This is a genomic window from Flavobacterium beibuense F44-8 (assembly GCF_000769915.1).
Taxonomy (GTDB): domain Bacteria; phylum Bacteroidota; class Bacteroidia; order Flavobacteriales; family Flavobacteriaceae; genus Flavobacterium; species Flavobacterium beibuense.
Map to the genome: position 1 here is coordinate 69,961 of NZ_JRLV01000009.1, position 24,173 is coordinate 94,133.

28 protein-coding genes are annotated in these 24,173 nt (G+C 39.1%); 22 read left to right on the forward strand and 6 right to left on the reverse strand.

Annotation, left to right across the window (positions count from 1 at the left end):
- Window positions 1-16 precede the first annotated feature (16 nt).
- The 4 genes from Q763_RS09390 to Q763_RS09405 all read right to left on the reverse strand — a co-directional run bounded on the left by Q763_RS09390 (window position 17) and on the right by Q763_RS09405 (window position 3,500).
- The gene (locus tag Q763_RS09390) at window positions 17-1,321 is read right to left on the reverse strand and encodes a relaxase/mobilization nuclease domain-containing protein (protein ID WP_035133558.1); all 1,305 of its coding nucleotides are present in this window, start codon (window positions 1,319-1,321) and stop codon (window positions 17-19) included.
- Window positions 1,309-1,698, reverse strand: coding sequence for a plasmid mobilization protein (locus tag Q763_RS09395; RefSeq protein WP_035133560.1), 390 nt, complete (start codon window positions 1,696-1,698; stop codon window positions 1,309-1,311). The genes Q763_RS09390 and Q763_RS09395 overlap by 13 nt, the downstream gene beginning before the upstream one ends.
- A gap of 235 nt (window positions 1,699-1,933) precedes the next feature.
- Window positions 1,934-2,851: a toprim domain-containing protein gene (locus tag Q763_RS09400; RefSeq protein ID WP_035133779.1), complete on the reverse strand. Its 918-nt coding sequence runs from the start codon at window positions 2,849-2,851 to the stop codon at window positions 1,934-1,936.
- Between the two features lie 100 nt (window positions 2,852-2,951).
- Window positions 2,952-3,500 (reverse strand): AAA family ATPase, encoded by a 549-nt coding sequence (locus Q763_RS09405; protein WP_035133781.1) that lies wholly within the window; start codon window positions 3,498-3,500, stop codon window positions 2,952-2,954.
- Window positions 3,501-3,597: 97 nt separating this feature from the next.
- Between Q763_RS09405 and Q763_RS09410 the strand changes: the two genes are divergently transcribed.
- Entirely contained in the window at window positions 3,598-3,888 is a 291-nt protein-coding gene (locus Q763_RS09410) for a hypothetical protein (protein ID WP_035133783.1), read from the forward strand.
- 14 nt (window positions 3,889-3,902) lie between these two features.
- On the opposite strand, the gene Q763_RS09415 is transcribed toward Q763_RS09410, so the two are convergent.
- Window positions 3,903-4,112 carry a hypothetical protein gene (locus Q763_RS09415; RefSeq protein ID WP_035133562.1) on the reverse strand — a complete coding sequence of 70 codons (210 nt, stop codon included), beginning with the start codon at window positions 4,110-4,112 and terminating at the stop codon, window positions 3,903-3,905.
- Window positions 4,113-4,409: 297 nt separating this feature from the next.
- Window positions 4,410-5,819 carry an aminotransferase-like domain-containing protein gene (locus tag Q763_RS09420; protein WP_198133453.1) on the reverse strand — a complete coding sequence of 470 codons (1,410 nt, stop codon included), beginning with the start codon at window positions 5,817-5,819 and terminating at the stop codon, window positions 4,410-4,412.
- Window positions 5,820-5,911: 92 nt separating this feature from the next.
- On the opposite strand from Q763_RS09420, the gene Q763_RS09425 reads away from it, so the two are divergent.
- From Q763_RS09425 to Q763_RS09525, 21 genes are all read left to right on the forward strand, one after another.
- Window positions 5,912-6,814 (forward strand): EamA family transporter, encoded by a 903-nt coding sequence (locus Q763_RS09425; RefSeq protein WP_035133564.1) that lies wholly within the window; start codon window positions 5,912-5,914, stop codon window positions 6,812-6,814.
- The gene (locus tag Q763_RS09430) at window positions 6,811-7,320 is read left to right on the forward strand and encodes a GNAT family N-acetyltransferase (RefSeq protein WP_052123350.1); all 510 of its coding nucleotides are present in this window, start codon (window positions 6,811-6,813) and stop codon (window positions 7,318-7,320) included. Before Q763_RS09425 ends, Q763_RS09430 begins: the two co-directional genes overlap by 4 nt.
- Window positions 7,317-7,781: a GNAT family N-acetyltransferase gene (locus Q763_RS09435; RefSeq protein ID WP_035133565.1), complete on the forward strand. Its 465-nt coding sequence runs from the start codon at window positions 7,317-7,319 to the stop codon at window positions 7,779-7,781. The genes Q763_RS09430 and Q763_RS09435 overlap by 4 nt, the downstream gene beginning before the upstream one ends.
- 15 nt (window positions 7,782-7,796) lie before the next feature.
- Window positions 7,797-8,846, forward strand: coding sequence for a branched-chain amino acid aminotransferase (locus Q763_RS09440; RefSeq protein WP_052123371.1), 1,050 nt, complete (start codon window positions 7,797-7,799; stop codon window positions 8,844-8,846).
- A 12-nt stretch (window positions 8,847-8,858) separates the two neighbouring features.
- Window positions 8,859-9,392, forward strand: a complete 534-nt coding sequence (locus Q763_RS09445) for a YfiT family bacillithiol transferase (protein ID WP_035133570.1) — start codon at window positions 8,859-8,861, stop codon at window positions 9,390-9,392.
- Window positions 9,383-9,817, forward strand: coding sequence for a GNAT family N-acetyltransferase (locus Q763_RS09450; protein ID WP_035133571.1), 435 nt, complete (start codon window positions 9,383-9,385; stop codon window positions 9,815-9,817). The genes Q763_RS09445 and Q763_RS09450 overlap by 10 nt, the downstream gene beginning before the upstream one ends.
- 256 nt (window positions 9,818-10,073) lie before the next feature.
- Window positions 10,074-10,802 (forward strand): AAA family ATPase, encoded by a 729-nt coding sequence (locus tag Q763_RS09455; RefSeq protein ID WP_035133573.1) that lies wholly within the window; start codon window positions 10,074-10,076, stop codon window positions 10,800-10,802.
- Complete coding sequence (locus tag Q763_RS09460; protein ID WP_035133575.1) at window positions 10,792-11,532, forward strand: YggS family pyridoxal phosphate-dependent enzyme; 741 nt, start codon at window positions 10,792-10,794, stop codon at window positions 11,530-11,532. The genes Q763_RS09455 and Q763_RS09460 overlap by 11 nt, the downstream gene beginning before the upstream one ends.
- Window positions 11,529-12,239 carry a type 1 glutamine amidotransferase gene (locus tag Q763_RS09465; protein ID WP_035133577.1) on the forward strand — a complete coding sequence of 237 codons (711 nt, stop codon included), beginning with the start codon at window positions 11,529-11,531 and terminating at the stop codon, window positions 12,237-12,239. The genes Q763_RS09460 and Q763_RS09465 overlap by 4 nt, the downstream gene beginning before the upstream one ends.
- Window positions 12,223-12,678 (forward strand): PaaI family thioesterase, encoded by a 456-nt coding sequence (locus Q763_RS09470; protein ID WP_052123353.1) that lies wholly within the window; start codon window positions 12,223-12,225, stop codon window positions 12,676-12,678. Before Q763_RS09465 ends, Q763_RS09470 begins: the two co-directional genes overlap by 17 nt.
- Window positions 12,679-12,685: 7 nt before the next feature.
- Window positions 12,686-13,189, forward strand: coding sequence for a DinB family protein (locus tag Q763_RS09475; protein WP_035133579.1), 504 nt, complete (start codon window positions 12,686-12,688; stop codon window positions 13,187-13,189).
- A 6-nt stretch (window positions 13,190-13,195) separates the two neighbouring features.
- Window positions 13,196-13,543, forward strand: a complete 348-nt coding sequence (locus Q763_RS09480) for a nuclear transport factor 2 family protein (protein ID WP_035133581.1) — start codon at window positions 13,196-13,198, stop codon at window positions 13,541-13,543.
- 4 nt (window positions 13,544-13,547) lie between these two features.
- Window positions 13,548-14,198 (forward strand): cysteine hydrolase family protein, encoded by a 651-nt coding sequence (locus tag Q763_RS09485; protein ID WP_052123355.1) that lies wholly within the window; start codon window positions 13,548-13,550, stop codon window positions 14,196-14,198.
- Entirely contained in the window at window positions 14,191-14,742 is a 552-nt protein-coding gene (locus Q763_RS09490; RefSeq protein WP_035133583.1) for a DUF1572 family protein, read from the forward strand. The genes Q763_RS09485 and Q763_RS09490 overlap by 8 nt, the downstream gene beginning before the upstream one ends.
- A 12-nt stretch (window positions 14,743-14,754) precedes the next feature.
- Window positions 14,755-15,093, forward strand: coding sequence for a cupin domain-containing protein (locus Q763_RS09495; protein ID WP_035133584.1), 339 nt, complete (start codon window positions 14,755-14,757; stop codon window positions 15,091-15,093).
- 79 nt (window positions 15,094-15,172) lie between these two features.
- A complete protein-coding gene (locus Q763_RS09500) occupies window positions 15,173-16,381 on the forward strand; it encodes a hypothetical protein (protein ID WP_035133586.1) in 1,209 nt (402 codons plus the stop codon).
- Window positions 16,382-16,393: 12 nt separating this feature from the next.
- Complete coding sequence (locus Q763_RS09505; protein ID WP_035133588.1) at window positions 16,394-16,924, forward strand: hypothetical protein; 531 nt, start codon at window positions 16,394-16,396, stop codon at window positions 16,922-16,924.
- A gap of 241 nt (window positions 16,925-17,165) precedes the next feature.
- Window positions 17,166-17,636, forward strand: a complete 471-nt coding sequence (locus Q763_RS09510) for a hypothetical protein (RefSeq protein ID WP_035133590.1) — start codon at window positions 17,166-17,168, stop codon at window positions 17,634-17,636.
- A 142-nt stretch (window positions 17,637-17,778) separates the two neighbouring features.
- The gene (locus Q763_RS09515; RefSeq protein WP_035133592.1) at window positions 17,779-18,117 is read left to right on the forward strand and encodes a DUF4134 domain-containing protein; all 339 of its coding nucleotides are present in this window, start codon (window positions 17,779-17,781) and stop codon (window positions 18,115-18,117) included.
- A gap of 12 nt (window positions 18,118-18,129) precedes the next feature.
- Window positions 18,130-18,558 (forward strand): DUF1896 family protein, encoded by a 429-nt coding sequence (locus tag Q763_RS09520; protein ID WP_035133594.1) that lies wholly within the window; start codon window positions 18,130-18,132, stop codon window positions 18,556-18,558.
- Window positions 18,559-18,643: 85 nt separating this feature from the next.
- Window positions 18,644-24,166: a helicase-related protein gene (locus tag Q763_RS09525; RefSeq protein WP_035133793.1), complete on the forward strand. Its 5,523-nt coding sequence runs from the start codon at window positions 18,644-18,646 to the stop codon at window positions 24,164-24,166.
- Window positions 24,167-24,173 lie beyond the last annotated feature (7 nt).

The window sequence follows — 24,173 nt, forward strand, 5'->3', positions numbered from 1 at the left end:
CCATAGCTTTATTTTTCTACTGGTTATTATTCAGATTTCTTTTTTTCTTCTTTTTGCGTTTCTTTTTAAGCTGATTAGGTAAATAATCTGAGGTGTTTTCTGCCTGAGTTAAAACCTCCAATACATTTTCTTTTCCTGTTGGTATAGTAGCAGATTGAACCTCTTTATCAGCTTCTTTGGTTTCTGCCGCAGCGGTAGTCTGTGGCTGTAACCCAATGGTCTGTTTCGGGTCGGGATGCCTTAGTAAATCCTGTCCCGAAACACCTTCCGACCAACACCTTTCCTGAATAGCTTTGGCACTATAGGCTTTACCCAAAGCACTTCCGTTAAAAACACATTTGGTTTGGTGATCCACATAGGTGATGCCATATAAAATTCCGTTAGTGTTTTGCCTGAGTACAACATAAATCCCTTGTTTTTCTAATGCTTTTATTAGTTCTGGAATGGATATCTTTTTTGACAACAATTCCTTGTCCACAGCATTTTTTATCCGTCTTTTAAAAGGTGTTCTTTTTGTTACATTTTCTTTGAATTTCTGCTCTAGAAATTTCAGGGTAGGTTTATTATAAAACAAGCTGGCTTTGATAGGGACGCCTACCGGATTACCATCAGTATCTAGTACCCGATATAACAATCCGCCAGTCTGATAAACTTTTGAATTTTCTGTTCCCCGTTCTGCCTTTACATTATATTGATTGAGTACTGCATTCAATTCCGGAAGGCTGGTATATTTGTATGGATTTATTACATTTTCCAGAATGTTTTGGATAGCCATTTTGGTTTGCGATTTACCATACTTTGCCTTGCCGACAGCTACGGGTTTTAACTTATAATTTTCATCTTTCTTTTGGGATTCGGCCTGCACCAAACCGAACTCTTTTTCCAGTGCTTTACGAGCTGGTTCAGATTTACGGATACCCAAATGGTGCAGGTCAATTCGTTTGCCATCCGCTTCAATATTGGTAGTGACCAAATGGATGTGCGGATGTCCTGCATCGTGGTGTTGATAGACCAGGTAAGGTTGCTCCCCGAAACCGATTTTATCCAGATAACTGTCAGCTATTTCAAGCAATTTTTGCTTTGATAAATGGTGCTCTGAAACATCAAAATTGAGTGAAATATGAACACTGTTCCGCTTTGTTTTTTCATTTAATTCCATCTGTTTTAAAAAGCAATTGAGCTTCATGGTAAAGCTCATTTTATCCGGGTCAACCGGATAATTTCCTGCCCCGATACATTCCGCAACTCCCTGTTTCACCTTGTTTTCATTGTAGTTTAAAATGCGGTGAATGGAGTGCCCTGTTTTGATTACTGCAACCATATTTCCGCCATTTTTTGGATGTGCTTTTTAATCTCATCCACTTTATTGAACAGGGTTCGTTTTTCCACTTCATAGGCAATCAGCCAGCTTTTAAATTCTGTAACTTTTTGAAGTGTATGGAGCTTTTTTACCGCCTGATTAAAGTTGTTGCCTACGTGGTTAAGTTCTTTTCTAAGCTGAGCCATTTCTGCCATAAAATCATCGGCAGATTGATTGCGATACGTCGTTACAATGGGCTTTTCAAAAAGGCTGTGTCGAACATATTCGCTTAGCTTTCGGCAGGTACTGTTTTGCCATTTCTTTTCGATTTTCGCATACTCATCGGGTGTTAAACGTAACCCGATAATGCGTGTCCTGTTTGATTTTTTTCCTTCCATCTCCTTCTTCTTTATCCTGTTATCAAACTCAAAAATTCATTCTATACGCCCTGCCCACGAGTTCCGAGTGATAGGCAGCAAGATGTCGGTTGTTTAACAACCGTTCATCTTGCCGTTTGCAGGAACGTAGCAAACTCATCGTTTTGCCAAAGTCTCCCAGAGGCTTATTATGTACTTTCAGGGATTCCGGCGATTTACTAAATAGTGAAGTTTTCAAAAATGCTTAGAAACACTATTACAGTTTATTCCCTAAGCGTTTCTTCTTCTTCTTCTTCTTCTTCTGCTGCTTTCCAATATGCACCAACCAGTCATTAAGGTCTTTGTGGTTTTGGTAAAGCTTGCTATAATCGTTATATCTCTTGCTATTAGACAATGCTTCCCTGGCAACTTTTTTCCCGGCAGCATCATTGTCCAAATACAGGTTTATTGACTTGTGCGATTCCAGAAATGGACGTGCTTTTTCGAACAGGGAAAGGGAATTTAAAATGACAAAATCAGGAGTCTTATTTAGCTCATTTCTACTGATACATTTGAACGAAAGAAAATCCATAAAGCCCTCGAATACGGTCACCTCATCGGAAGCATTTTTTACTTTGGTAATGTCCTTTGGAGAACTGCTTGCTTTGAAATAAGGATTACGTATTTCAAATCCACCGGAATCATTTTTAAAACCAATCCCATAATAGTTTTTTGCATTCAATTCATAATATACTTCCCGGCAATATTGGGTTGCAATTTCAACAGGGATTTTTCGCTGTTCCAAATAGTGAATCAATGCATATGAATTGAGCTCATCATCCTTTACAATTTTAAGTGGATGCTCCGGTTGATTTTCTGTTTTGGAGCGATTTTTAAATGGCTTTTGAAAAGAAATACCGCTATCCAATTTTTTTAGAAATTCTCCAACGGAACAACCAAAATATGCAATCCCAAAATCGATAATATTGCCTCCTTCACCAAGGCCATGATCGTACCATCGGTTCAGCTTTCGATTTACCTTAAATGAGGCTGTATTTTCTTCCCTTAACGGAGAATGATACCAGTAGTCATTGTTCCTGATTTTCGAAGGTTCATGACCTAATGAGGACAAGTACTGAACCATGTCCATTTCTTTTGCTTCCGCAATGGAAAGTTTTTGTTTCCTGAAATCCATAACCACACATTTTCACCTTCACTATTCAGTTTACTGACGTAAAGTTAAACAAGTGGTATGGCTTCTACCTATCCTCTCTATATTTTGAATGGGATGGTAATCAATAGGTTAAAAGATAATTAAGAATGAATTTTGCTCTTTTTAAAACTGTAGTTTTAGGCAATTCAACCAATTCATATCCCAAGAAAGAATAGGTTTCCTTCATTATATGATACGTGGCAACCGCTTCTTCAAAAGTCTGTTTTCTCTCGGCATCATTAACATAAATTGATTTCCAAGGTGGGGTAATAAAAACCTTAGGATAGTATCGCTTTTCTTTCGCTGCCTGCCACATTGTTTCAGGAATGGAAATATTGCACAATTTTAGGTATCCGATAACATCGGGAATACCACGGTCAAAAAATGTTAATCCACTCTTCTCCGATACATTTTGAAAATCTTTAAGGGATTGCTTAAACATAGCCATTGCAAACCCTTCTTTATCAAGCCAAGGTAAACGATTTCCATCTGTTTTCAGTTCTTTTTGGATAATGCTTCTACCGGTTTCTTCAACGGAATGATATCCCATAACTGAAAGTTGTTCTAACACGGATGTCTTTCCCATTCCGGGACCTCCTGTAATAATAATAGCGCTTGATTTGTTTTTCATAGTTCTAATAATTATCTCCTTCATATTTTGATGAGGATGATTTCTTTTACTCTTAATACTTTTGTTATTAATGTTGAATGATTTAAAACGTGTGATTATGTTGACAACAAATGATGTAGCCAAAGTTTATGATACGATCTTAAGTATCCCTGGCATGAATGACACAGTGAAGATTGATTTGAGGATCTCACGTAAAAATGTGCTATTACTAAACCATGTAATTGAGCGTGGATTAGTCTTGAAAGATGATGAGAAAAATGATGGACTTCTATCTAATGTGCCCGAAGAAAACCTGGTAGAATTGAAAAGTATTGCCGGTCAATATCTCGAAAAAGCCGGACTTATTGAACTCAAAGAAAAGTTGAATGAGTTAGGAAAAGGGAAGTAAAGTATTCAGGCTGGTTATTCGGTTATCCAGCCTTCTTCTTTTCTGATATTTTGAACCTTATTTGCTATGAGCCAATCTTCAAATAATGAATCGTTAATAGGAGTAAATTTAATAAATTCTCCTGAGGATAGCATTAAGGTAAAATCGTTAGCTACGGTAATGTATTTGAGGAGTTCTGAAGCTGAATATTGAAATCCGGGAAAATGCTGGGCGGCTGCTTTCATATCAATATTTTTATGGATTAATACCGCCTGATTTAAAATAGCGCAGGCAGCAACTTACAGCACTGAGGTCTTAGGAAACCCAACAACAATAAGTGCGCCCACGCAATAGCATGAGCGTTCTTCACTTGTTGTCCTGCTGTTATCGAAATTTCCTAAGTTTCAGTGCCGGACTCAAAGCAAAACGCTTCAAGAATATTTTTTACAAAGATAGCTTTTTGAGTTCAAACTTTATATAAAAAGATGTCCTTACAAATAGCTATCTATACCTAGTAAATCATAGAACAGATTATTTAACAATTACGACATTCTTTTAGCAATTCTTCCTAATTGTTTTAGTTTATCTTCTATATGTTCTGACCAACGTTGTCCATAGCTTAGACGCATACAATTGTTAAATTGATTTTGTAAGGTAGACATCCTGCCCGGGGCAATGCTTATATTTTGGCGGATAGCCTTTTCGTATAGTTCTACAGTATTTATTTTTTCTTCCAATTCTACCCACAACATGAATCCTCCCTGAGGGTTGCTGATTTTGGTTTTCTCCGGAAAATATTCTGCTATTGCCCTGGCATAGTGCAAACTATTGGAATGTAATGTTTTTCGCAACTTTCTCAAATAATTCTCATAACGTCCTTTCTCCAAAAAGTTGGCAATTGCTTCTTGTGTTATGGTTGTAGAAGAAACGGTATGGATTAATTTCTGATGAATGATTTTTTCTTTGAATTTTCCGGGGGCTATCCAACCTACCCGATAGCCTGGAGCAAGAGTTTTAGAAACCGATCCTATCCATAAAACCAATCCTTCTTTGTCAAACGCCTTACAGGGCTTAGGGCGGTTGCTTCCAAAATATACATCTCCATACAGATCATCTTCTATCAAAGGAATTCCATACTTGGCTAGCATAGAAACCACTTCCTTTTTATGTGTTTCAGGCATACAACTCCCCAATGGATTGTTAAAATTAGAAATCAGAATACAGGTTTTAATTTTAGGAATTACTTTTTTCAAAGCTTCCAGTTCCACGCCGGTAATAGGATTTGTAGGAAGTTCAATAACGTGCAGTCCCAGGCTTTTTGCTAATTGTAATATTCCAAAATAAACAGGGCTTTCTACTGCAATGGTATCTCCCTTTTTGGTAAGTGCCATCAATGCAAATGAAAGGGCATTCATTGCTCCTGCGGTAGTAATAATATCTTCCTCCTGTAAATTACCATTCCAAGTATAGGTGAACCGGGCAATATCCCTGCGTAGTTTCTGGTTCCCCTGTATATTTTCATACTCAGTTCCACCTCCTTTAAGGTTTCGCATGGCATTCACCAGTTCCTTGTTCAATTTTGCTATAGGCAACAATTCATTCTCCGGTACTCCCAAAGAGAATCGGGTAATCCTAGTATCATTTAATGAGGTATATACTTTAGCGATTAGGCTTTCCACACATTCCGGCTCCTCAATTCCTTCCGGATTACTGGTTGAGGGTACAGATAATCGATTGGGTTTGTAATTAACAAAATACCCTGATTTAGGTCTGGAGATAATTAACCCTTGTGATTCCAGTTCCAGGTAGGCCTGAATAACCGTGTTCATACTAACCCCATATTCTCTCTTTAGATCTCTAAGAGAAGGCATTTTTTCCCCGGTCTTTATAGTGCCGCTTTGAATCTGATCTGATAATGTTTCGGCAATTTTTTGATATAGTGTAGTCTTCATTATAAAATCTGTATCCGTCAAAATTAATAAAATTGTATCTGTAACCATTCATTTTTTCTGCTTTATTTTGTTATAAAAATTACCTACTTGCTATGAATAAAAATCTATTAGCATATTTATCTCTTATTATCGTATGCTTAGTATGGGGCTCTACCTACTTTGCAATCCGAATAGGCGTAGCCACTTTTCCTCCCTTTCTATTTTCTGCTATTCGGCAAATCATGGCAGGAGGCATCATGCTGGTCGCATTAAAAATCATTGGAAAACTTCAGCTTAGAAGATCGGATTTAATTAATCAATCCATTACCGGTATTTTAATGGTCACTTTAGGCAATGGCGTAATTGGTTGGTGCGAACGTTACATTACCAGTGGACTGGCCGCATTGATATTATCACTTATTCCTGTATTTGTGGTAGTAATCAGCTATCTATTTGGTTTTGATAGAAGAAGACCGCACATTTTGATCTTATTTGGATTGATATTGGGTTGTTTGGGAATCATACTCATTTTCAGCGATAATCTAAAAGATATTGCCAATCCGGAATATTTTCTAGGAATGCTTATTGCATTTGGAGCCTGCCTGGCATGGGCTTCGGGAAGTGTCTTCAGTAAGTTCAAAATTTTAAATCATAAAAATGTTTTCCAAAATGCAGCCTTACAACTGCTCATGGGAGGGATTACATTAGTGCTTTTTAGTCTCTTTTTAGACGACTACACAGAGCTAAAAGTAATTTCAGGCAAAAGTATATGGGCATTGGCATACCTTATCGTATTTGGCTCTATTATCGCTTACTCCAGTTTTGTATATGCCCTGAAACATTTACCCATTGGTGTCTCCTCTTTATACGCATACATCAATCCTTTTATAGCCATTATGCTAGGGTATTTTTTCCTGAATGAACCCCTTACGGATATAACGCTATTAGCTTTAACCGCTACACTTTCCGGTGTGTATTGTATTAACAGGGGATATCGAAAAATGGCAATACAATGAGAATAGAACAAACCATCATAACAGATATTTCCAGTGTTGAAAAAATATACACAGAAGCAATTGCATATCAACATCAACAAACCGGTTACAGTTGGTATCCATTCAGCCCATCTTTCATAAAACAAGAGATTGAAGAGAAAAGACATTTTAAGGTAGTGACTGACGAAGATGAAATTGCAGGCGTTTTTTCCGTAATGAATGTCGACCCCATCATTTGGAATGATGATAAAGGAAAGGAAGCCATCTATCTACATCGAATGGCAATTCTCAACAATTACAGAGGGAAAAATATAGCTAAAAGAGTTGTAGAATGGGCTATGATTGAAGCCTTTAAAAGCAAAAAGAAATTTATAAGAATTGATACCTGGGCCAGTAATAAGAAATTGATAACCTATTACCAAAACTTAGGGTTCCGGTTAATCGGGAAAAAACAATTGCCCCCTAAAAGTAATCTTCCTGCCCATTACAACAATATTGAAGTCAGCTTATTTGAAATAAAATTATGACAAACATACACATAGCACCTTACCGTCCTGAATGGCAACCTTACTTTGAAAAATTCAACAAAGCTTGGATTGAAAAACATTTTGTATTGGAAGCTATTGACAACTATGTCCTAACTCATCCTGAAAAAGCTATTTTAAAAGATGGGGGAGAAATTTTATTTGCGCTTCATAATCAAACGGTAATAGGTGCAGTGGCACTAAAAAAAATAGACAATGCTACTATGGAACTTACCAAAATGGCTGTGGACGAGGCTTTTCACGGACTTGGGGCAGGTACAAAACTATGTAAATCAGCCCTGGAAAAAGCAAAAGAACTAGAAGTAAAAAAATTAGTGCTCTATACTCAATCTGCTTTAAAACCTGCTTTAAGCATTTATAAAAAATTTGGGTTTCAACAAATACCCATAGAACAGGGCATTTATAAAAGAGCAGACACTAAAATGGAATTAAACATAAAATAGTAAGCTATGGAAACAATGGCAATAGACATTCACAAAAATGATCAGAGTAAACAATCAGCATTCAATTATGATGATTTTAATTTTGGGACACAGCCTACCGATCACCTATTCCTGAGCGAATATGATCATGGAAACTGGAGGTCTCATAGAATTGTACCCACACAACATTTTTCATTAAGTCCTTTTGCGCTTTGTCTTCACTATGGGCAAACCGTTTTTGAAGGAATGAAAGCTTTTCGTCAAGATAACGGTCAAGTACATATTTTTCGCCCCGAAAAGCATCACCAACGTTTCAATCGTTCTTTGGAGCGTATGTGCATACCGCCCATAGAAAAAGAGCTTTTCATCAATGCTTTGGAAGAATTAGTAAGGCTTGAACAGCATTGGATTCCACAGGATAAAGAAGTAAGTCTATATATCCGCCCGTTTGTTTTTGCTACGGAGTCCCGTTTGGGGGTTAAAGTGGCTGACAACTATACGTTTTGTATTACCTGTACCCCGATGGGGCTGTACTACCCCAAACCGGTAAGGGTAAAAGTTGAAACCGAATACGTTCGGGCAGCAGAAGGCGGTGTGGGCTACGTAAAATGTGGCGGAAACTACGGAGCTGCCTTTTACCCTACACAACAGGCAAAGGAACAGGGTTTCGATCAAATTATCTGGACAGATGCCAAAACACATCAGTTTTTGGAAGAAGCCGGAACTATGAATATGATGGTAATGCTCAAGGATACACTCATCACTCCACGTTTAAGCACTTCTATCCTGGATGGGGTAACCCGAAATTCCATTATCCAGATTGCCAGGGATAAAGGAATGAAGGTGGAAGAACGGGCTATTAGCTATCAAGAGCTGGAAGATGCGTTTAATGCCGGAAATCGAGTGGAACTTTTTGGTGTGGGTACTGCAGCAGTCATTTCCCCTGTATATAGCATTCAGATACAAGACAAAGACTATTCCCCTTATATAGGGGACGATGCTATGATGTTTCAACTGAAAACAGCTTTGGAGAACATCCGAAAAGGAAGAACTAAAGACACCCACTCGTGGAATCACTTTATCTAAAATAAGCATCGTATGAATGAAAAAGATCAATATCCAATAGGCCGATATAAAGAAAACCTGGAATTGCATCAGCAGATGCAACAACAATGGATTGCTACTATTGCATCATTGCCTTTCCGTATCAAAGAAGAAGCACAGTCGCTCACGCAGCTTCAATTGGACACCCCGTACCGGGAAAATGGTTGGACAGTCAGGCAGGTTATTCATCATCTGGCAGACAGTAATATAAATTGTTTTGCACGTATCAAATTTGCGTTGACCGAAGAAAATCCAAGTATTAAACCTTTTGCAGAAAAGCCTTGGGCAGACCTGTTTGATGCCAAACTAACAGACATTGAACCTTCTCTAAAAATTCTCGAAGGGATTCATGAGCGCTGGGTTGCTCTTTTGGAAAATCTGGAAGAAAAAGATTGGCAAAAATCTTTTTTTCATCCTGAACTCCAAAAAAACCAGACTATAGCTCAGGCAATGGACAAATACAGTTGGCACTGCAAACATCATTTGGCGCACATTGTAAATACAAAAGAAAAAATGGGATGGAATTGAAGAAAAACTACAGCATAAAAACAGGGTATAACAATATGGATATCCAGGCTATTCACCAATTTCTATGCATGGAGAGCTATTGGGCAAAAGGGATTTCTAAGGAACAGGTTGAAAAAGCATTGCAGCACTCTTTTTGTATCGGAGTGTTTCTAGCCGACAAACAAATAGGCTTTGCCAGACTGATTACGGATTATACCACATTTGCTTATTTGGCAGATGTGTATATTCTGGAACAGCACCGAGGAGAAGGACTCTCCAAAAAACTGATGGAATATATAATGAGTTTAGACAACGTAAAAGGAATGAGAAGGATATTATTGGCTACACTCGATGCACACGCACTATATAGCAAATTCGGTTTCCAATCTCCTGAAAACCCGGAAAGACTTATGGAGATAAAAAGAAATAATTTATACAGCAAATAGCTGTTGAAATAACATAAAAGGTCGGATGGCTGAGTGGTTAGGCAAGGATACGCAATATCCTTTACAATGGTTCAAATCCATTTCCGACCTCAAATCAATAACCTTGGGGCGATTCCACAATTTATGAATCGAACCGCCTTTTTAAAATTTTGGGGCAGGCCTCGAAAAGAGAAACCCTCAATTAGGGATTAAAACTTTAGAAAATACAACCAATATTCATTTTCGAAAAATGAATATTTAGAATAGCAATAAATTTATGAATGTATATGATCTGCTTATAAATGATAAAGAAAAGGTTCTCCTTGATGAGGTCTTACTTGACTGTGAAAATCAAGATCAAATAAAGCAACTCATTAGGGAACACAAACACATTAACGAACTATCAAAATACGGGCTGCCTGTTAATAATAAAATTTTGCTTCACGGCAGTTCAGGATGTGGTAAAACAATGACTGCAAAAGCTATTGCAAGTAGTTTGGGTAAAAACATCCTTATACTCAATTTGAGCAATATTGTCTGTTCTCGAATAGGGGAAACATCAAAAAACCTCAAACAGATTTTTGATAAAGCAGGCAGGGAAAAGTCGGTGTTGTTTTTAGATGAATTTGACCAGGTAGGCAAAGCAAGGGGAAACGATGAGAAGGATGTAGGGGAAATGAGAAGATTAGTAAATACCATTATCCAATTAATGGATTATTTCCCTGAAAATGCCTTGTTGATTTGCGCCACGAATCATAAGGAAATGATTGACACAGCACTGATAAGGAGATTTCAGATTAGGATTAAATACAGCTTGCCTAACAAGGAATTATTAGACAGCTATTACAACAAATTGCTGGCTGTATTTCCTGAAAATATACAAACTATTAAAAGGGATTATAGTCTATCATTTGCTGAAGCTAAAGATTATACCTACACACTTATAAAATCTATGTTGCTGGATGAGTTAGAGCAACAGGAAAAAGCAATGCAATATGAACAGTGAAATAATACATAACCTGCAAACTATTCAACAGCGAATACAAAACGCCTGTACCGAAAGCAATCGTGATTGCAATGAGGTAAAATTACTATTGGCCACCAAAACCGTTTCGCCAGAGCGTATTAAAGCAGCTTTAAATTCAGGACAAACATTGATTGCCGAAAATAAGGTGCAGGAATTAAAAGCTAAATACGATGCCTTAAAAGGCACCCCGCACATCAGTCATTTTATCGGACATTTACAGACCAATAAGATCAAAGAAATTTTAAAACATGAGGTCTCTTGCATTCAATCCCTTGACCGGTTGGACTTAGCAGAGAAATTACAACAGCGATTGGAATTTGAGAACAAGGAAATAGAGGTTTTTATACAAGTAAACACTTCTAATGAAGAAAGTAAATTCGGTGTACATCCAAGCAAAGCTATTGACTTGGTGCAACAAGTAGCAAAATTCGATAGACTAAAAATAAAAGGATTAATGACCATAGGATTATTTAGTGCCGAAACGGAAAAAGTCCGTCAATGTTTCCGCTTACTGAAAAACATACAGCAGGAAATTATTGCTTTAAATATCCCCAACGTCGTAATGAAGGAATTGTCAATGGGAATGAGTGCAGATTTAGAAACAGCCATAAAAGAAGGGGCTACAATAGTCAGGGTGGGCACAGCAGTCTTCGGGCAGCGTATGTACCCTGACAGTTATTATTGGAATGAAAATAAAGCATACCTATGAATGTCCATTATTTACAACACGTACCCTTTGAAGGTTTAGGAGCTATTAAAATCTGGTTGGATGACAAAGGACACAAAATATCCTCCACAAAATTTTATGATCCCGGGTTTCTACTACCTGATATTTCAGAGATAGATGCCTTGATTGTACTGGGAGGCCCAATGGGTATTTACGAAGAATCGGTATATCAATGGTTAAAGGCAGAAAAATTGTTTATCAAATCCTGTATAGCCGCAGGCAAAAAAGTATTGGGAATTTGTTTGGGTGCACAACTCATTGCGGATTGTTTAGGTGCAAAAGTATCTCCTGCCACTCATAAAGAGATAGGTTGGTTTCCGGTTTTTCCTACCGAAGAAAGTAAAAAGCTACCTTGGTTTTATAAGCTGTTCAGCAATAAACCCATCGTCTTTCACTGGCACGGAGACCGGTTCGATATTCCTGATAACGGAAGTTTAGACCTATTGTATTCAGAAGCTAATGCGCATCAGGCTTTTTACTACAATAAAAATGTAATAGGACTTCAATTTCATTTGGAAGTAACACAAACCAGCTTATTGCAAATGCTTGAAAATGGAAAAGAAGACATAGAACCGCTTCCTTATGTACAATCTGAAGCAGAAATCCATACAGGGGCACAAAACACAAGTACGTGCAACACACTTATGAATGAATTTTTAAATAATTGGTTCTATGAAAACAATCAGTAACGAACGAAAAAAGCAATTACAGGAAAGTTTTAACCGTTCCAAAATGATGGAATTATTTGGAGCAGAAATAACCGGAATTGGCGAGGGCTATTTTGAAATTACCGTTGCTAAACAAGAATTTATGGCTCGCCCCGCAGGAATGTTCAACGGCAGTACCATTGCTACTTTAGTAGATGTTTCCTCTGGTTATGCAGGAGCTTCGGCAAAACCGGAAGACAGTTACTTTACTACGGTTGAATTAAAAGTGAATTATCTAAATCCTGCTTTTGGAGAACAATTGGTGGCTAAAGCGCAGGTGGTAAAAAACGGAAAAGTACTTACTGTGGTACGTTCGGATGTATTTAGTATTACGAATAAAGGCGAGGAAACACTAGCGGCAACTTCATTAGTAACCTTAATGCAGTTATCTAAAAAAGCGCCTGACAAACAAATAGACTGAACGAATTATGGAAATAACCAATATCAACACCTTTCTGGACTATTACGGAAAAATCAGGGAACGGACGAACCGATTGATAGCTGTTATTCCACCAGAATACATGGATTGGGCGTATAGACCCGGAAAGTTTACCATAGCCGACCAAATACGTCATATTGCAGCAATAGAAAGATATATGTTTGCCGAAACCATTTTAGGAAAGCCATGTAGCTATAGCGGTTGTGGTAAAGAATTAGCAGATGGATACAATGAGATAATCGGGTATTTTAATGAGAAACACGAGGAAACATTAGCCATTTTAAAAAAGCTTAGCAATGATGATTTGCAACGAAAATGCCTGACACCAGCCAATACACCTATTACGGTATGGAAGTGGCTTCGTGCAATGACCGAACACGAAATTCATCACAGAGCACAGCTTTATATTTATCTGAACCTGTTGGATGTAAAGACACCGCCAATGTTTGGATTGAGTTCAGAAGAAATTATTCAAAACAGTCGATTAAAATAAACGGATATGAATACAGATTTTGCACAGGAGTGGCTCATGGCGTGGAACAGTCACGATTTGAATAAAATAATGGAGCATTACAGCGAAAAAATTGATTTTGTATCTCCTATTATCCAGAAAATGGGAATAAACGCAGAAGGTAAAATTTCCAATAAAAGTGATTTAAAGGATTATTTTTCAAAAGCCCTGCAAAAATACCCCGACCTGCACTTTGAATTATATCACGAACTCAAAGGATCTCATTCAATCGTTTTGTTTTACCGAAGTGTAAATAACTCCTTTTCGGCAGAATATATGGAATTGAATAATGAAGGAAAAGTAAGTAAAGTAAGAGCACATTATAAAATCCAGTAAGAAAATGGAATACACAAAAATGAATTGGAATAGGAGTGCCTTGATCATCATTGACATGCAAAAGGATTTTGCAAAAAAAGATGGTGCATCATATATACAGGGAACCGAAGACGTTACGGAAAATATTGCCAAACTGGCATCTGTATTTCGTAACTGCCAACTTCCGGTCATCCACGTCATTAGACTTTATAAAGAGGATGGCAGTAATGCTGAGCTATGCAGAAAGAGCTTGTTTCAAGATGGTAAAAAAATCGTTTCCCCGGGTAGTAATGGAGCTAAAATAGTTACGGAATTATTACCCGAAAATGCAGAAAATTATTCAGATATATCGCTGCTAAACGGTCAGATTATACCAATAGCCCCTTATGACTTTATAGTCTATAAACCTCGCTGGGGAGCTTTCTATAGCACACAATTAGATGATTGGCTTACCAGTCATCAAATCAATTCGTTGTTGATTGCAGGCTGCAATTTCCCCAATTGCCCCAGAGCTACCATATATGAAGCTAGTGAAAGAGATTACCATATTAGTATTGTTCCTGAGACTATCTCCGGAATTTACCCCAAAGGTATCGATGAATTGAAAGGGATAGGTGTAGGTATTTGCTCCGTTAAAGAATTAAAAAATATAATCAAAACCAAAAGAGATGAATAGTTATTTGGAAAGCATTAAAAAACAGTTTCTCTATTATAAAATGTTAGGAGAAAAAGCGATGGAACAACTAACTGAAGAACAATTGTTTTGGCAATACAATGAAGAAAGCAATAGCATCGCCATTCTAGTAAATCATATTGCTGGAAATATGTTATCAAGATTTACCGATTTTCTAACCACAGATGGAGAAAAGGGCTGGCGTAATAGGGATTCTGAATTTACGAATTCATTTTTGAACAAAACAGAAATGATGAACTATTGGAATAAAGGATGGGAATGTCTCTTAACTACGCTTGAACAATTATCAGAAAAAGACTTAGAGAAAATTGTTTATATACGAAATGATGGCCATACCGTAGTAGAGGCCATTAATAGACAATTAGCTCACTACCCATATCATATTGGGCAAATGGTTTTCATTGCCAAAATGCTGAAAAACGAAGCGTGGAATACATTATCCATAGCCAGAAATAAATCAGGGGATTACAACAATCGAAAATTTTCACAGGAGAAAAGCAAAAGACATTATACAGATGACTTATAACCTCTGAAAATTATGATTACAAATACAGAAAATACCCCTCACTACACATGGGGAAATCATTGTGATGCCTGGACATTAATACAATCAGACCAAGTCATCATCAAAGAAGAAAAAATGCCACTAAATACGGAAGAACAAACACATTATCATAATGAAACTGTGCAATTCTTTTATATTCTTGAAGGCGTTGCAACATTTCTACTCAACAAAAAAGAAATTGTTGTAAAACAAAATGAAGGGATTAAAATTGAAAAAAAACAATCTCATAAAATTTGTAATAGACACTCAGAATACCTACGTTTTTTAGTGATATCATTTCCCGGCAATCCTATGGATAGAATCAATTTATAATCCTATAAAACAACCTGAATATTATAAAAAGGAAGAATATATAATTAACTGTAAGAATAGAGTCCGCAAATGAATTATCTTGAAAAATGCAAACAAATCATATCCACTTGAATGGCTCGATCTACTTATTACAGTCACGCTCAACCCCTCCAAAACAGATATAGGGGCAATTACCGATGTGCAGTTAAATAATATTATCCTTCGAATTTCTGAAGAAAATCTTCGTTTACAACTACTCATAAAAAGCCAGGTCTTTTCCACAAACAAGGAAAATGAAATAAAACTGCTTATCAAACAATACCACTCTTCCTTTATCATATTATTAAATCAAACTCTAGAAAATCAAAAAGCGGCAATCCCAAGGAAATTAATTTTAAAGAATACCTATAAAAACTTACTTGTAAATATTGACGAACTTCTTTCTTTCATAGAAACCCACTTTGCCAATTATCTAAGCCCTGAAGAAGAGGTCCCAGAAACCTATCTTTCGGTAACACGTAAAGAGCTCAGGAAAAAATTGGATAGATTAAAATCAAAACATAAAAGAATTACAAATCCTGTTATGGATATTGTATTAAAGCGATTATATCGTTTTACAGACACCAACTTGAGATATAAAATAGCTTTTAGAGATATTTTTTACAAAAAAGATCTGGTACGGGGGTTGGAAGAAATAGATTGGAATTCAGTAAATAATAAAGCTTTTTCTCCTATTGATGAGCTACTAATCTATTTAAATTTCAACAGTAAAGGCTACATTAATTTACTTACTGAACGTATTTCTCAATGTATTAATAGCTGTGATAATTCTATTGAGAAAATGGATAGATTGCTATACTATTACAAAGCTTTCAACCAATTACATCGCAAGCCAGGTTTAGTACTGAACCCTAACTATCATGATCTGGAAACAATTTTGGGAAATTGGTTTACACAAGAGATTCTTTACCTAGAAAAGAAATTACATCTATCAGTTGTCCCGCTGCAAAGTAAAAAGGAAAACCCAGTAGAAAAGCAATCAACCGCAAAGGAGAAGCAGAAAGTTCTTTGTATGCTTTCTACTGACCAGATAGGACTTATCCTTCGTGCTTCCGATGAGCTACGAATATTGGTTGCAAAGTCAATGAGCCAGGTATTTAAAACTATAGTACCCCATTTATCAACCCCTTATAAAGAAGACCTGTCCTACGATGGCATGCGCAGCAAATCGTATGTAGCAGAAGAACGAGACAAACAAATAGCCATTGAAACCCTGGAACGAATTATTAAAAAAATCCAAGAATATTAAATTCACAATACCATGAAAAAGCTATTTCTCATATTCATTGTCATCCCTATTATTGGATGTCAAACAAATCAAAAACCTGATAAAGAGACCGTCTTAAAAATAATCAATGATGATCTAAACTTTCCACGTACTATTGATTATGAAATCTTTTGTAGTGATCCTGCTCATGCTAAAAAGTTGCTGGATTTAAAACTTGATGAGAAAAGAATGGTAACGATTCAGAAAACACAGAAACTAAAAGATATCGGTTCACCTATGATATCTTTTACCAAAGTAGCCCAACCGTATCTGATTAAACCTACAGAAAAGGAAAAGAGGCTGGACATTCAAAAAGTAAAGATTGCAGAAGAAACCATAAGCGATATCAAACTCGGAAATAGTTCTGAATACATTGGAAAAACATCTATTCCGGTAACTTATACAGTAACCTGTACCAATATTACCCCATTTTCTGTCTTGATGAAACGTGATCTTTCCAAACCAATAACCCGCTCCGGTACACTACTTTTCATTGACGGAAAGTGGAAATTGATGAAGCCATAAAAATCATTTTTCAATATCATAGTTACAAAAGAGAACTTTTAAAGAATGTTCTCTTTTTTTTGAATAATCTCTTCCCGAAAGACATCTATTTCATTAAGGTTCCAATGGTTACAAAAAGGTTCCAAGCAAAAGTTGGACTTGTAGCACCCTGCCTGCCTTCGTTTCTTTGCTATCGAGATTAATGTAAACGACCCGACATTAAATGCCGAGTTGAATTGTAGAACGATAAAATGAGAGGCGTATGTTTACCCAGATTTCATGGACAGACTACCTGTTGGCGGTCTCCATACTACTAGCTATTTATTATTTGTTTGTTGGGGTACGGTATTTTTCCGGTGACCTTAAAGCCCTGTTGGCAGGAAAACGAAAACTTACCTTAAAGACATCTGGTTTTCCGCAAAGTGAACCCTTGCAAACTGAAGTTTCAGAAGATATTTCGGTAACTACAGATGAAGATAGCGATGATGAATTCGCAGAAGTAGAACACCTGATCGAAAAAGTGAAAGCCATGATTGCTGATGCGCTCGGCAAACAACTTGTCAAGGAAGAATTTAGGCAGTACCTACGCCTTGTCCTTAAAGAATTTCCCTCCGTAAAAACATCCGTACTCCGTCCTTCGGTCAACGAACTGATTGTATCGGAGTGCGAGAAACAAGGGATTGGTGCCTTTAATGAAGATGAAGTGGATGCGTTGTGGAGTGATGAAAGGTAGCAATCCCGGCGGAACGTGTTTCCCTGTTCAACCCCGGGCGTAAGGCGATGTGTGACAGAATGGATGGGTCAGTAACGGCGAAACCGTTCCGCTTTTTATTTCAAAAAAAGCTTTTGATTTTAAACTTTAATACATGTGAGTTATGAAAATGTGCAGCAAGAAAACAACAAAGTTTAACCGTAAAAAGGTGATCACCATTTGTGCCGCTATGGTATTATTAGCCATTCAATACAGTGCTTATGCACAGGATGGTATTGAGGGGATCAATGAAGCCAACACCAAAGTACGCAGCTACTTTGCCGCAGGCACCAACCTGATGTATGCCGTGGGAGCTATCCTTGGCTTAATCGGGGCGGTCAAGGTGTATCAGAAATGGAACAATGGCGATCAAGATACCGGCAAAGTGGCCGCCGCCTGGTTTGGTAGTTGTATTTTCCTGGTGGTTGTGGCTACCGTGATCCAGTCGTTCTTCGGTATCTAAAATCCCTGAAGTATGCAGACAAAATTAAAAGAAAAGTTGTGGGCGTTTATCGTCCACAACAATCCTGAATTGATGTTCAATTTGCAGGAAGACTATTCGGTGACCAACTATCTGGATTCAAAAGTAAAGGACATTATGCCTTTGGCGGAACAGTTACTTTCTGAAAACCGACCCGGCTATATTGTGGAAGAATTATGCCTGGAGCAGATGACTGAAGAACTAAAACCTTCCCGTTACCACTACCTCCTTTCCATACTTGAGGAAGAATTTACTGCCGACTATGAGCGGTTACGGGAAAGCGGGACGCTCACCTATGAAGTCGTCAACCTGATTGCTTACTGCAAGGACATTTTTAACGGATATGGATTCAATGCAGCAAATGAAGAGGACAGGCAGCTACGGCACACTGTCATCGGACAGGTACAAGAGTACCTGAATTAACTACCAATACGAAAAAAACCGTCATCAGGAAAAGGTGACGGCTTTACAGCCATAAAGGAATTGTGCGAATGAAAAATGTGTGGATATGGCTTACAATATTTCAGAAAAACTACAGGACAATATCAGGGCGATCCGGATCGCCCTGAGCTATCAAGACGGAAAGGAACTAAGTCCGGATGAAGTTTCCAACCTGAAAAAATTCTCAGGTTTTGGAGGTATCAAGGCTATCCTATACCCTTATGGCACACAGGAAGAATGGTCAGCTAATGGGGCTACCAAAGAAGACCTGAAACACCATGCAGGTATTATGGAGCTTCATGAGCTGCTAAAGGAAAATTACAGCGAAACTCAATATAGGAATATCATTTCTTCTTTGCGTAATAGTGTGCTGACCGCCTTTTATACCCCACAGGTAGTTCCCGAAACTTTATATACTGTCCTAACAGCCCAAAACCTGCAACCTAAACGCTTGTACGAACCTTCGGCAGGTTCCGGTGTTTTTATCAGTGAAGCTGTAAAGGCTTTTCCTGAATTGGAACAGATTACCGCCGTCGAGAAAGATACCCTTTCCGGACTGGTACTCTCTACTATCAACGGTACACTGCCTGTTCCGGCAGAAACACATATCACCGGTTTTGAAGAAACTCCGGTAACCGAAAATTCCAGCTATGACCTAATGGTCAGCAATATTCCGTTCGGTAATTTTTCGGTATATGATGAGGTTTATCCCGATAAAGCACTATCCGGAAAAATACACAATTACTTTTTTGCCAAAGGCTTGGACAAACTGGCTGATGGCGGTCTCATGGCTTATATTACCACCGATGCTTTCCTAAATAGCCCATCCAATCAAAAAGCAAGGGAATACCTATTTGGCAAATCGGATTTTATAAGCCTATCCGTTATGCCTGATAACCTGATGAAGGATACCGGAAATACCGAAGCTCCCAACCACCTGCTGATTGTTCAAAAGAATGCAACAAAGAAGACCCTATCCGAAGAAGAAGCCTTACTGGTGACTACCGTATCATTAGAGAATAAATACGGAACTTATCATATCAATAGCTATATCCAACAGCACCGGGACATCATTACGGGCAATATCCTCCAACCGGGTAAAAATCAATACGGGCAGGCACACGAAACCATATGGCAACAAGGCGACCTCAATGACATTCGTAAAAAACTTGGACAGACGATTACCGAAGGTTTTAATGCCCGCTTAAATCGGGAGCGTTATTTCCAAAGTCAATCCTTACCAAAAGAAAAACAGGAATTTGATGGCGGGAAGCTCACCTATCTTCCGATGCCTGAGAATAAAGCAGAAACCGTTTCGGTACAGTTAGGGCTTTTTGATACCGCTCCGGCAGAACAAATTAACCGTGCCATAGCCTATATCAACCCTTTGGATGCCACCGTTGTTCGAAAAGAAAGCGTACGGATAATCAGTACCATTCGTACTACTGATAAGCCTACACACGAGAGTATCGTGCTACTAGCGGCCAAACAACAAAAATCCAATCGCTACCTATATAAACTGTATTCCAACGTCAAGGAGATTGATTATTTCTCTGCCAACTGGATGGATGCACGCTTATTGGGGCATGAACTGCAAAACCTGTCCGGGGAGTTACAAGGATTTGCCCATACATTTACCTATGAAGGCGACCAAACCTTAGAAGGAATATTTCAATTAAACGGGCAGGCAGCACGTCCCTTTACCGATATACAACCCTTTCATAAAGAAGGTACGCTGATCGTCTATCAGGGACAAGTGGGTACACTTTCCGAAATTGATAATGATTTTAAAAATGCGGTGTTCCAACCCCTGGGTATGCAAACCGATAAGCGTTTCTATGAACACTATATAACCCTTCGGGATGAGTACCTAAAAATCTCCGAAAAAGAAACTACAAGAACTCCGGTTCCCCAAACCGAACGGGATGAGTTGAACCAGCGTTATGATCAATTTATTTCCCAATATGGGCAGTTAAACAGCCAAGGTAACCGTAGACGCATATTGGAAGATACCGCTTTCGGTTTGACCATGTTATCCTCTTTGGAACGCAGGGAAGGTGAACATTTTGTCAAGTCCGATATGCTGACCAGCACTGCTCAGGTATCCGTAAAACGTTTTGTCACCGATGACCCGATTGAAGCCCTGGCACACAGCCTGAACGATACCGGAAAGGTGGATATTGGGTTTATTGGTGCAGCCATGGGATTGGAAGAACCGGAAACGATTGCCCGTTTGGGCGAACATATTTACTTGAACCCGGTTAGCAAAGATTGGGAGACCGCAGATCAGTTCCTGAGCGGTAACGTAGTGGAAAAATTGCGACAGGCAAAACAACAAACGGCTACTGAAAATGATATCCCACAAGCAGAGCGAAGCCTAACCGCTTTGGAAAAAGTTCAACCCGAACGCATCCCTTTCGAACTATTGGATTTTAATCTGGGGGAACGCTGGATTCCCGTAAGCTATTACGAACGTTTTGCAGCGGAACTCTTCGAGCAACATACGGATATCAATTATTTTCCTTCCCTGGATGCCTTTAAGGTAACCACCGGGATGAACACCAAAGTAGCCCGGGAATTTGCGGTTACTCCGAAAAGCGGACGGACTACTTACGGTTATACCTTGCTCGAACATGCTTTGGAAAATACAACACCGTTTTTTACCTATGAGGTATCCGTTGGGGATGGCAAAAGCATACGGGTTCCCGATAATGAAGCCATTCAACTGGCACATCAAAAAATCGACCAGATACGCAACGGTTTTATAGACTGGCTCAAGGAATTGCCGGATACCGATAAAAAGCATATCGAAAACCTGTACAATGACACTTTCAATTGTTATGTACTGCGGGAATTCGACGGCAGTCACCTGAATTTCCCGGGACTCGATAAAAAGGCTTTGGGTATTGAAGATTTGTACAGCAGTCAGAAAAATGCCGCCTGGCGCATCATCCAAAACAGGGGCGCACTGATCGATCACGAAGTGGGGTTGGGCAAAACCCTTACCATGATTGTTTCCGCTCAGGAAATGAAACGTCTCGGTATTGTCCAAAAACCGATGATCCTTGCCCTGAAAGCTAATATCAATCAAATTGCGGAAACCTATCGCAAAGCCTATCCCCATGCCAGGATATTGTCCCCGGGGCAAAATGATTTCACCCCAGCTAAAAGGCTGCGCTTATTCCACGAAATCAAAAACAACAACTGGGATTGTATCATCCTGACCCATGACCAGTTCGGTAAAATACCACAGTCTCCGGAAATGCAGCAACAGATCTTCCAGACGGAACTGGATCATATCCAGCGTGACCTGAATACTGTCAGGGAGTTGGGCGGGGCGATTTCCAAAAAGATGCTCAAAGGACTGGAAATACGAAAAAACAACCTCGAAGGAAAATTAAAAACGGTACTCAAAGACATTGAAGAAAAGAAAGATACGGGCATCAACTTTAAGGAAATGGGTGTTGACCATTTGTTTGTGGACGAATCCCATAAATTCAAAAACCTGACCTTTACCACACGTCATAACCGAGTGGCCGGACTGGGGAATATGGCGGGGAGCCAAAAGGCACTCAACATGCTTTTTGCCGTGCGCACCTTGCAGGAACGCTTCAATTCCGATCTCTGTGTGACCTTCTTATCAGGCACACCGATTTCCAACAGCCTGACGGAAATGTACCTTCTTTTTAAATACCTGCGACCTAAAGAAATGGAACGTCAGCGTATTGAAAATTTTGACGGCTGGGCAGCGGTATTTGCCCGTAAAACCACGGACTTTGAGTTTAGTGTCACCAATGAGATCATTGCCAAAGAACGCTTCCGCCATTTTATCAAAGTTCCTGAACTGGCTTTGTTCTATAACGAGATTACCGATTACAAAACCGCCAGGCACATCAACCTGGATAAACCGGAACTGAGTGAAACCCTGGTCAATATTCCGCCTACACCGCAGCAATCGGTCTTTATAAAAAACCTAATGCAATTTGCCAAGACCGGTAATGGAGAACTGATCGGGCGTGGCAGGCTGACCCCGGAAGAAGATAAAGGGCGTATGCTTATAGCAACCAATTACGCCAAGAAAATGGCAGCGGATATGCGATTGGTAGATGACTGGAAATACGGAGACCACCCGGATAACAAGGTGAATACCGCCGCAAGAAAGATTGCTGAAATTTATCACCACACCCAACCTCATAAAGGGACGCAGATTGTTTTTTCGGATATAGGGACACCCAAACCGGATCGGTTTAATATTTATGATACCCTGAAGGAAAAACTGGTGAGGGATTTCCATATCCCTGTCTCGGAAGTCACTTTTATCCACGACTGGACGGATCGCAAGAAACCGGAACTCTTCCGTAAAATGAACCGGGGTGAAATCCGCATCCTGCTTGGAAGTACGGAAAAAGCGGGTACCGGTTTGAATGTACAGGAGCGTGTGGTAGCGATGCACCACCTGGATATTCCCTGGAAACCTTCGGAACTGGAACAGCGCAATGGCCGTGGGGCGAGACAGGGTAACCGTATTGCCAAAGAGCATTACGGCAATCAGGTACAGAATTTTGTCTATGCCGTGGAGCAATCGCTGGACAACTACAAATTCAACTTGCTTAAAAACAAACAGACCTTTATTTCCCAAATGAAAAACAGTGAACTCAATGTCCGTACCATTGATGAAGGGGCTGTAGATGAAAAAAGCGGTATGAACTTCTCCGAATACATCGCCATCCTTTCCGGGGATACCTCCCTTTTGGAAAAAAGCAAACTGGAAAAGAAAGTGGCGGTAATGGAAAGCCTGAAACATTCCCATTTTAGGGAACTCACCCGTCATAAATACCAGTTGGAAAAACTGCAAAACGATCATGCTTCCACGGAAAAAACACTCGGAAAGCTTTCTGCCGATGTAGCCGTGTATAAAGACCGTCTCCAGATGACCAAAGAAGGTACTAAAGCTAACCCCATTCAATTGGACGGGAAAACTGGTCGGGACAGTGAAGCTATAGGCAAACACATTATCCAGTTGTATCAAAACTGGAAGCCAAAAGCCGGGCAGCACGAAGAAAAAATTGGTAACCTGTACGGTTTTCAGCTATACATCCGCAGGCAACAGGAAGCCTACGAAGAAAACGGATTGTTCGAATACCGGTATTCCAATAGCTTCTATGCACAAAGGGAAAGTGAGGGGATTAAATATACCTACAATAACGGTTTGCCCAATACGGATAATCCGAAACTGGCAGCACGGCATTTTTTAAATGCCATTGACCGGGTGGAGCATCTTAAAGAGCGGTATGAACGGAACCTTTTCGATCTGAAAACCGAACTTCCCAAGATTGAAAAACTCACCTCCAAACCTTTTACCAAGGAGCACGAGCTGCGGGAACTGAAAACAGAACTCGCCAATCTGGAACGGCAGATCGCCATTAAGATTCAGGAAAACCAGTTAAAGCAACACCAACCCAATGAACCGGATGAAGAACAAACCCCGGTCATCAAACTCGGGGAACATCAAACAAACGGGCATGCCGTCAAAGAGTCTGTAGTAGCTGCTTCGGCATCGGAGCGTCCCCGTAGCAGGATGCGATTGTAACATTAAA

Coding starts and splice junctions, on each gene's coding strand:
- Q763_RS09390 (WP_035133558.1), bottom strand. CDS start 1,321: ATGGTTGCAGTAATCAAAACAGGGCACTCCATTCACCGCATTTTAAAC.
- Q763_RS09395 (WP_035133560.1), bottom strand. CDS start 1,698: ATGGAAGGAAAAAAATCAAACAGGACACGCATTATCGGGTTACGTTTA.
- Q763_RS09400 (WP_035133779.1), bottom strand. CDS start 2,851: ATGGATTTCAGGAAACAAAAACTTTCCATTGCGGAAGCAAAAGAAATG.
- Q763_RS09405 (WP_035133781.1), bottom strand. CDS start 3,500: ATGAAAAACAAATCAAGCGCTATTATTATTACAGGAGGTCCCGGAATG.
- Q763_RS09410 (WP_035133783.1), top strand. CDS start 3,598: ATGTTGACAACAAATGATGTAGCCAAAGTTTATGATACGATCTTAAGT.
- Q763_RS09415 (WP_035133562.1), bottom strand. CDS start 4,112: ATGAAAGCAGCCGCCCAGCATTTTCCCGGATTTCAATATTCAGCTTCA.
- Q763_RS09420 (WP_198133453.1), bottom strand. CDS start 5,819: ATGAAGACTACACTATATCAAAAAATTGCCGAAACATTATCAGATCAG.
- Q763_RS09425 (WP_035133564.1), top strand. CDS start 5,912: ATGAATAAAAATCTATTAGCATATTTATCTCTTATTATCGTATGCTTA.
- Q763_RS09430 (WP_052123350.1), top strand. CDS start 6,811: ATGAGAATAGAACAAACCATCATAACAGATATTTCCAGTGTTGAAAAA.
- Q763_RS09435 (WP_035133565.1), top strand. CDS start 7,317: ATGACAAACATACACATAGCACCTTACCGTCCTGAATGGCAACCTTAC.
- Q763_RS09440 (WP_052123371.1), top strand. CDS start 7,797: ATGGCAATAGACATTCACAAAAATGATCAGAGTAAACAATCAGCATTC.
- Q763_RS09445 (WP_035133570.1), top strand. CDS start 8,859: ATGAATGAAAAAGATCAATATCCAATAGGCCGATATAAAGAAAACCTG.
- Q763_RS09450 (WP_035133571.1), top strand. CDS start 9,383: ATGGAATTGAAGAAAAACTACAGCATAAAAACAGGGTATAACAATATG.
- Q763_RS09455 (WP_035133573.1), top strand. CDS start 10,074: ATGAATGTATATGATCTGCTTATAAATGATAAAGAAAAGGTTCTCCTT.
- Q763_RS09460 (WP_035133575.1), top strand. CDS start 10,792: ATGAACAGTGAAATAATACATAACCTGCAAACTATTCAACAGCGAATA.
- Q763_RS09465 (WP_035133577.1), top strand. CDS start 11,529: ATGAATGTCCATTATTTACAACACGTACCCTTTGAAGGTTTAGGAGCT.
- Q763_RS09470 (WP_052123353.1), top strand. CDS start 12,223: ATGAAAACAATCAGTAACGAACGAAAAAAGCAATTACAGGAAAGTTTT.
- Q763_RS09475 (WP_035133579.1), top strand. CDS start 12,686: ATGGAAATAACCAATATCAACACCTTTCTGGACTATTACGGAAAAATC.
- Q763_RS09480 (WP_035133581.1), top strand. CDS start 13,196: ATGAATACAGATTTTGCACAGGAGTGGCTCATGGCGTGGAACAGTCAC.
- Q763_RS09485 (WP_052123355.1), top strand. CDS start 13,548: ATGGAATACACAAAAATGAATTGGAATAGGAGTGCCTTGATCATCATT.
- Q763_RS09490 (WP_035133583.1), top strand. CDS start 14,191: ATGAATAGTTATTTGGAAAGCATTAAAAAACAGTTTCTCTATTATAAA.
- Q763_RS09495 (WP_035133584.1), top strand. CDS start 14,755: ATGATTACAAATACAGAAAATACCCCTCACTACACATGGGGAAATCAT.
- Q763_RS09505 (WP_035133588.1), top strand. CDS start 16,394: ATGAAAAAGCTATTTCTCATATTCATTGTCATCCCTATTATTGGATGT.
- Q763_RS09510 (WP_035133590.1), top strand. CDS start 17,166: ATGTTTACCCAGATTTCATGGACAGACTACCTGTTGGCGGTCTCCATA.
- Q763_RS09515 (WP_035133592.1), top strand. CDS start 17,779: ATGAAAATGTGCAGCAAGAAAACAACAAAGTTTAACCGTAAAAAGGTG.
- Q763_RS09520 (WP_035133594.1), top strand. CDS start 18,130: ATGCAGACAAAATTAAAAGAAAAGTTGTGGGCGTTTATCGTCCACAAC.
- Q763_RS09525 (WP_035133793.1), top strand. CDS start 18,644: ATGGCTTACAATATTTCAGAAAAACTACAGGACAATATCAGGGCGATC.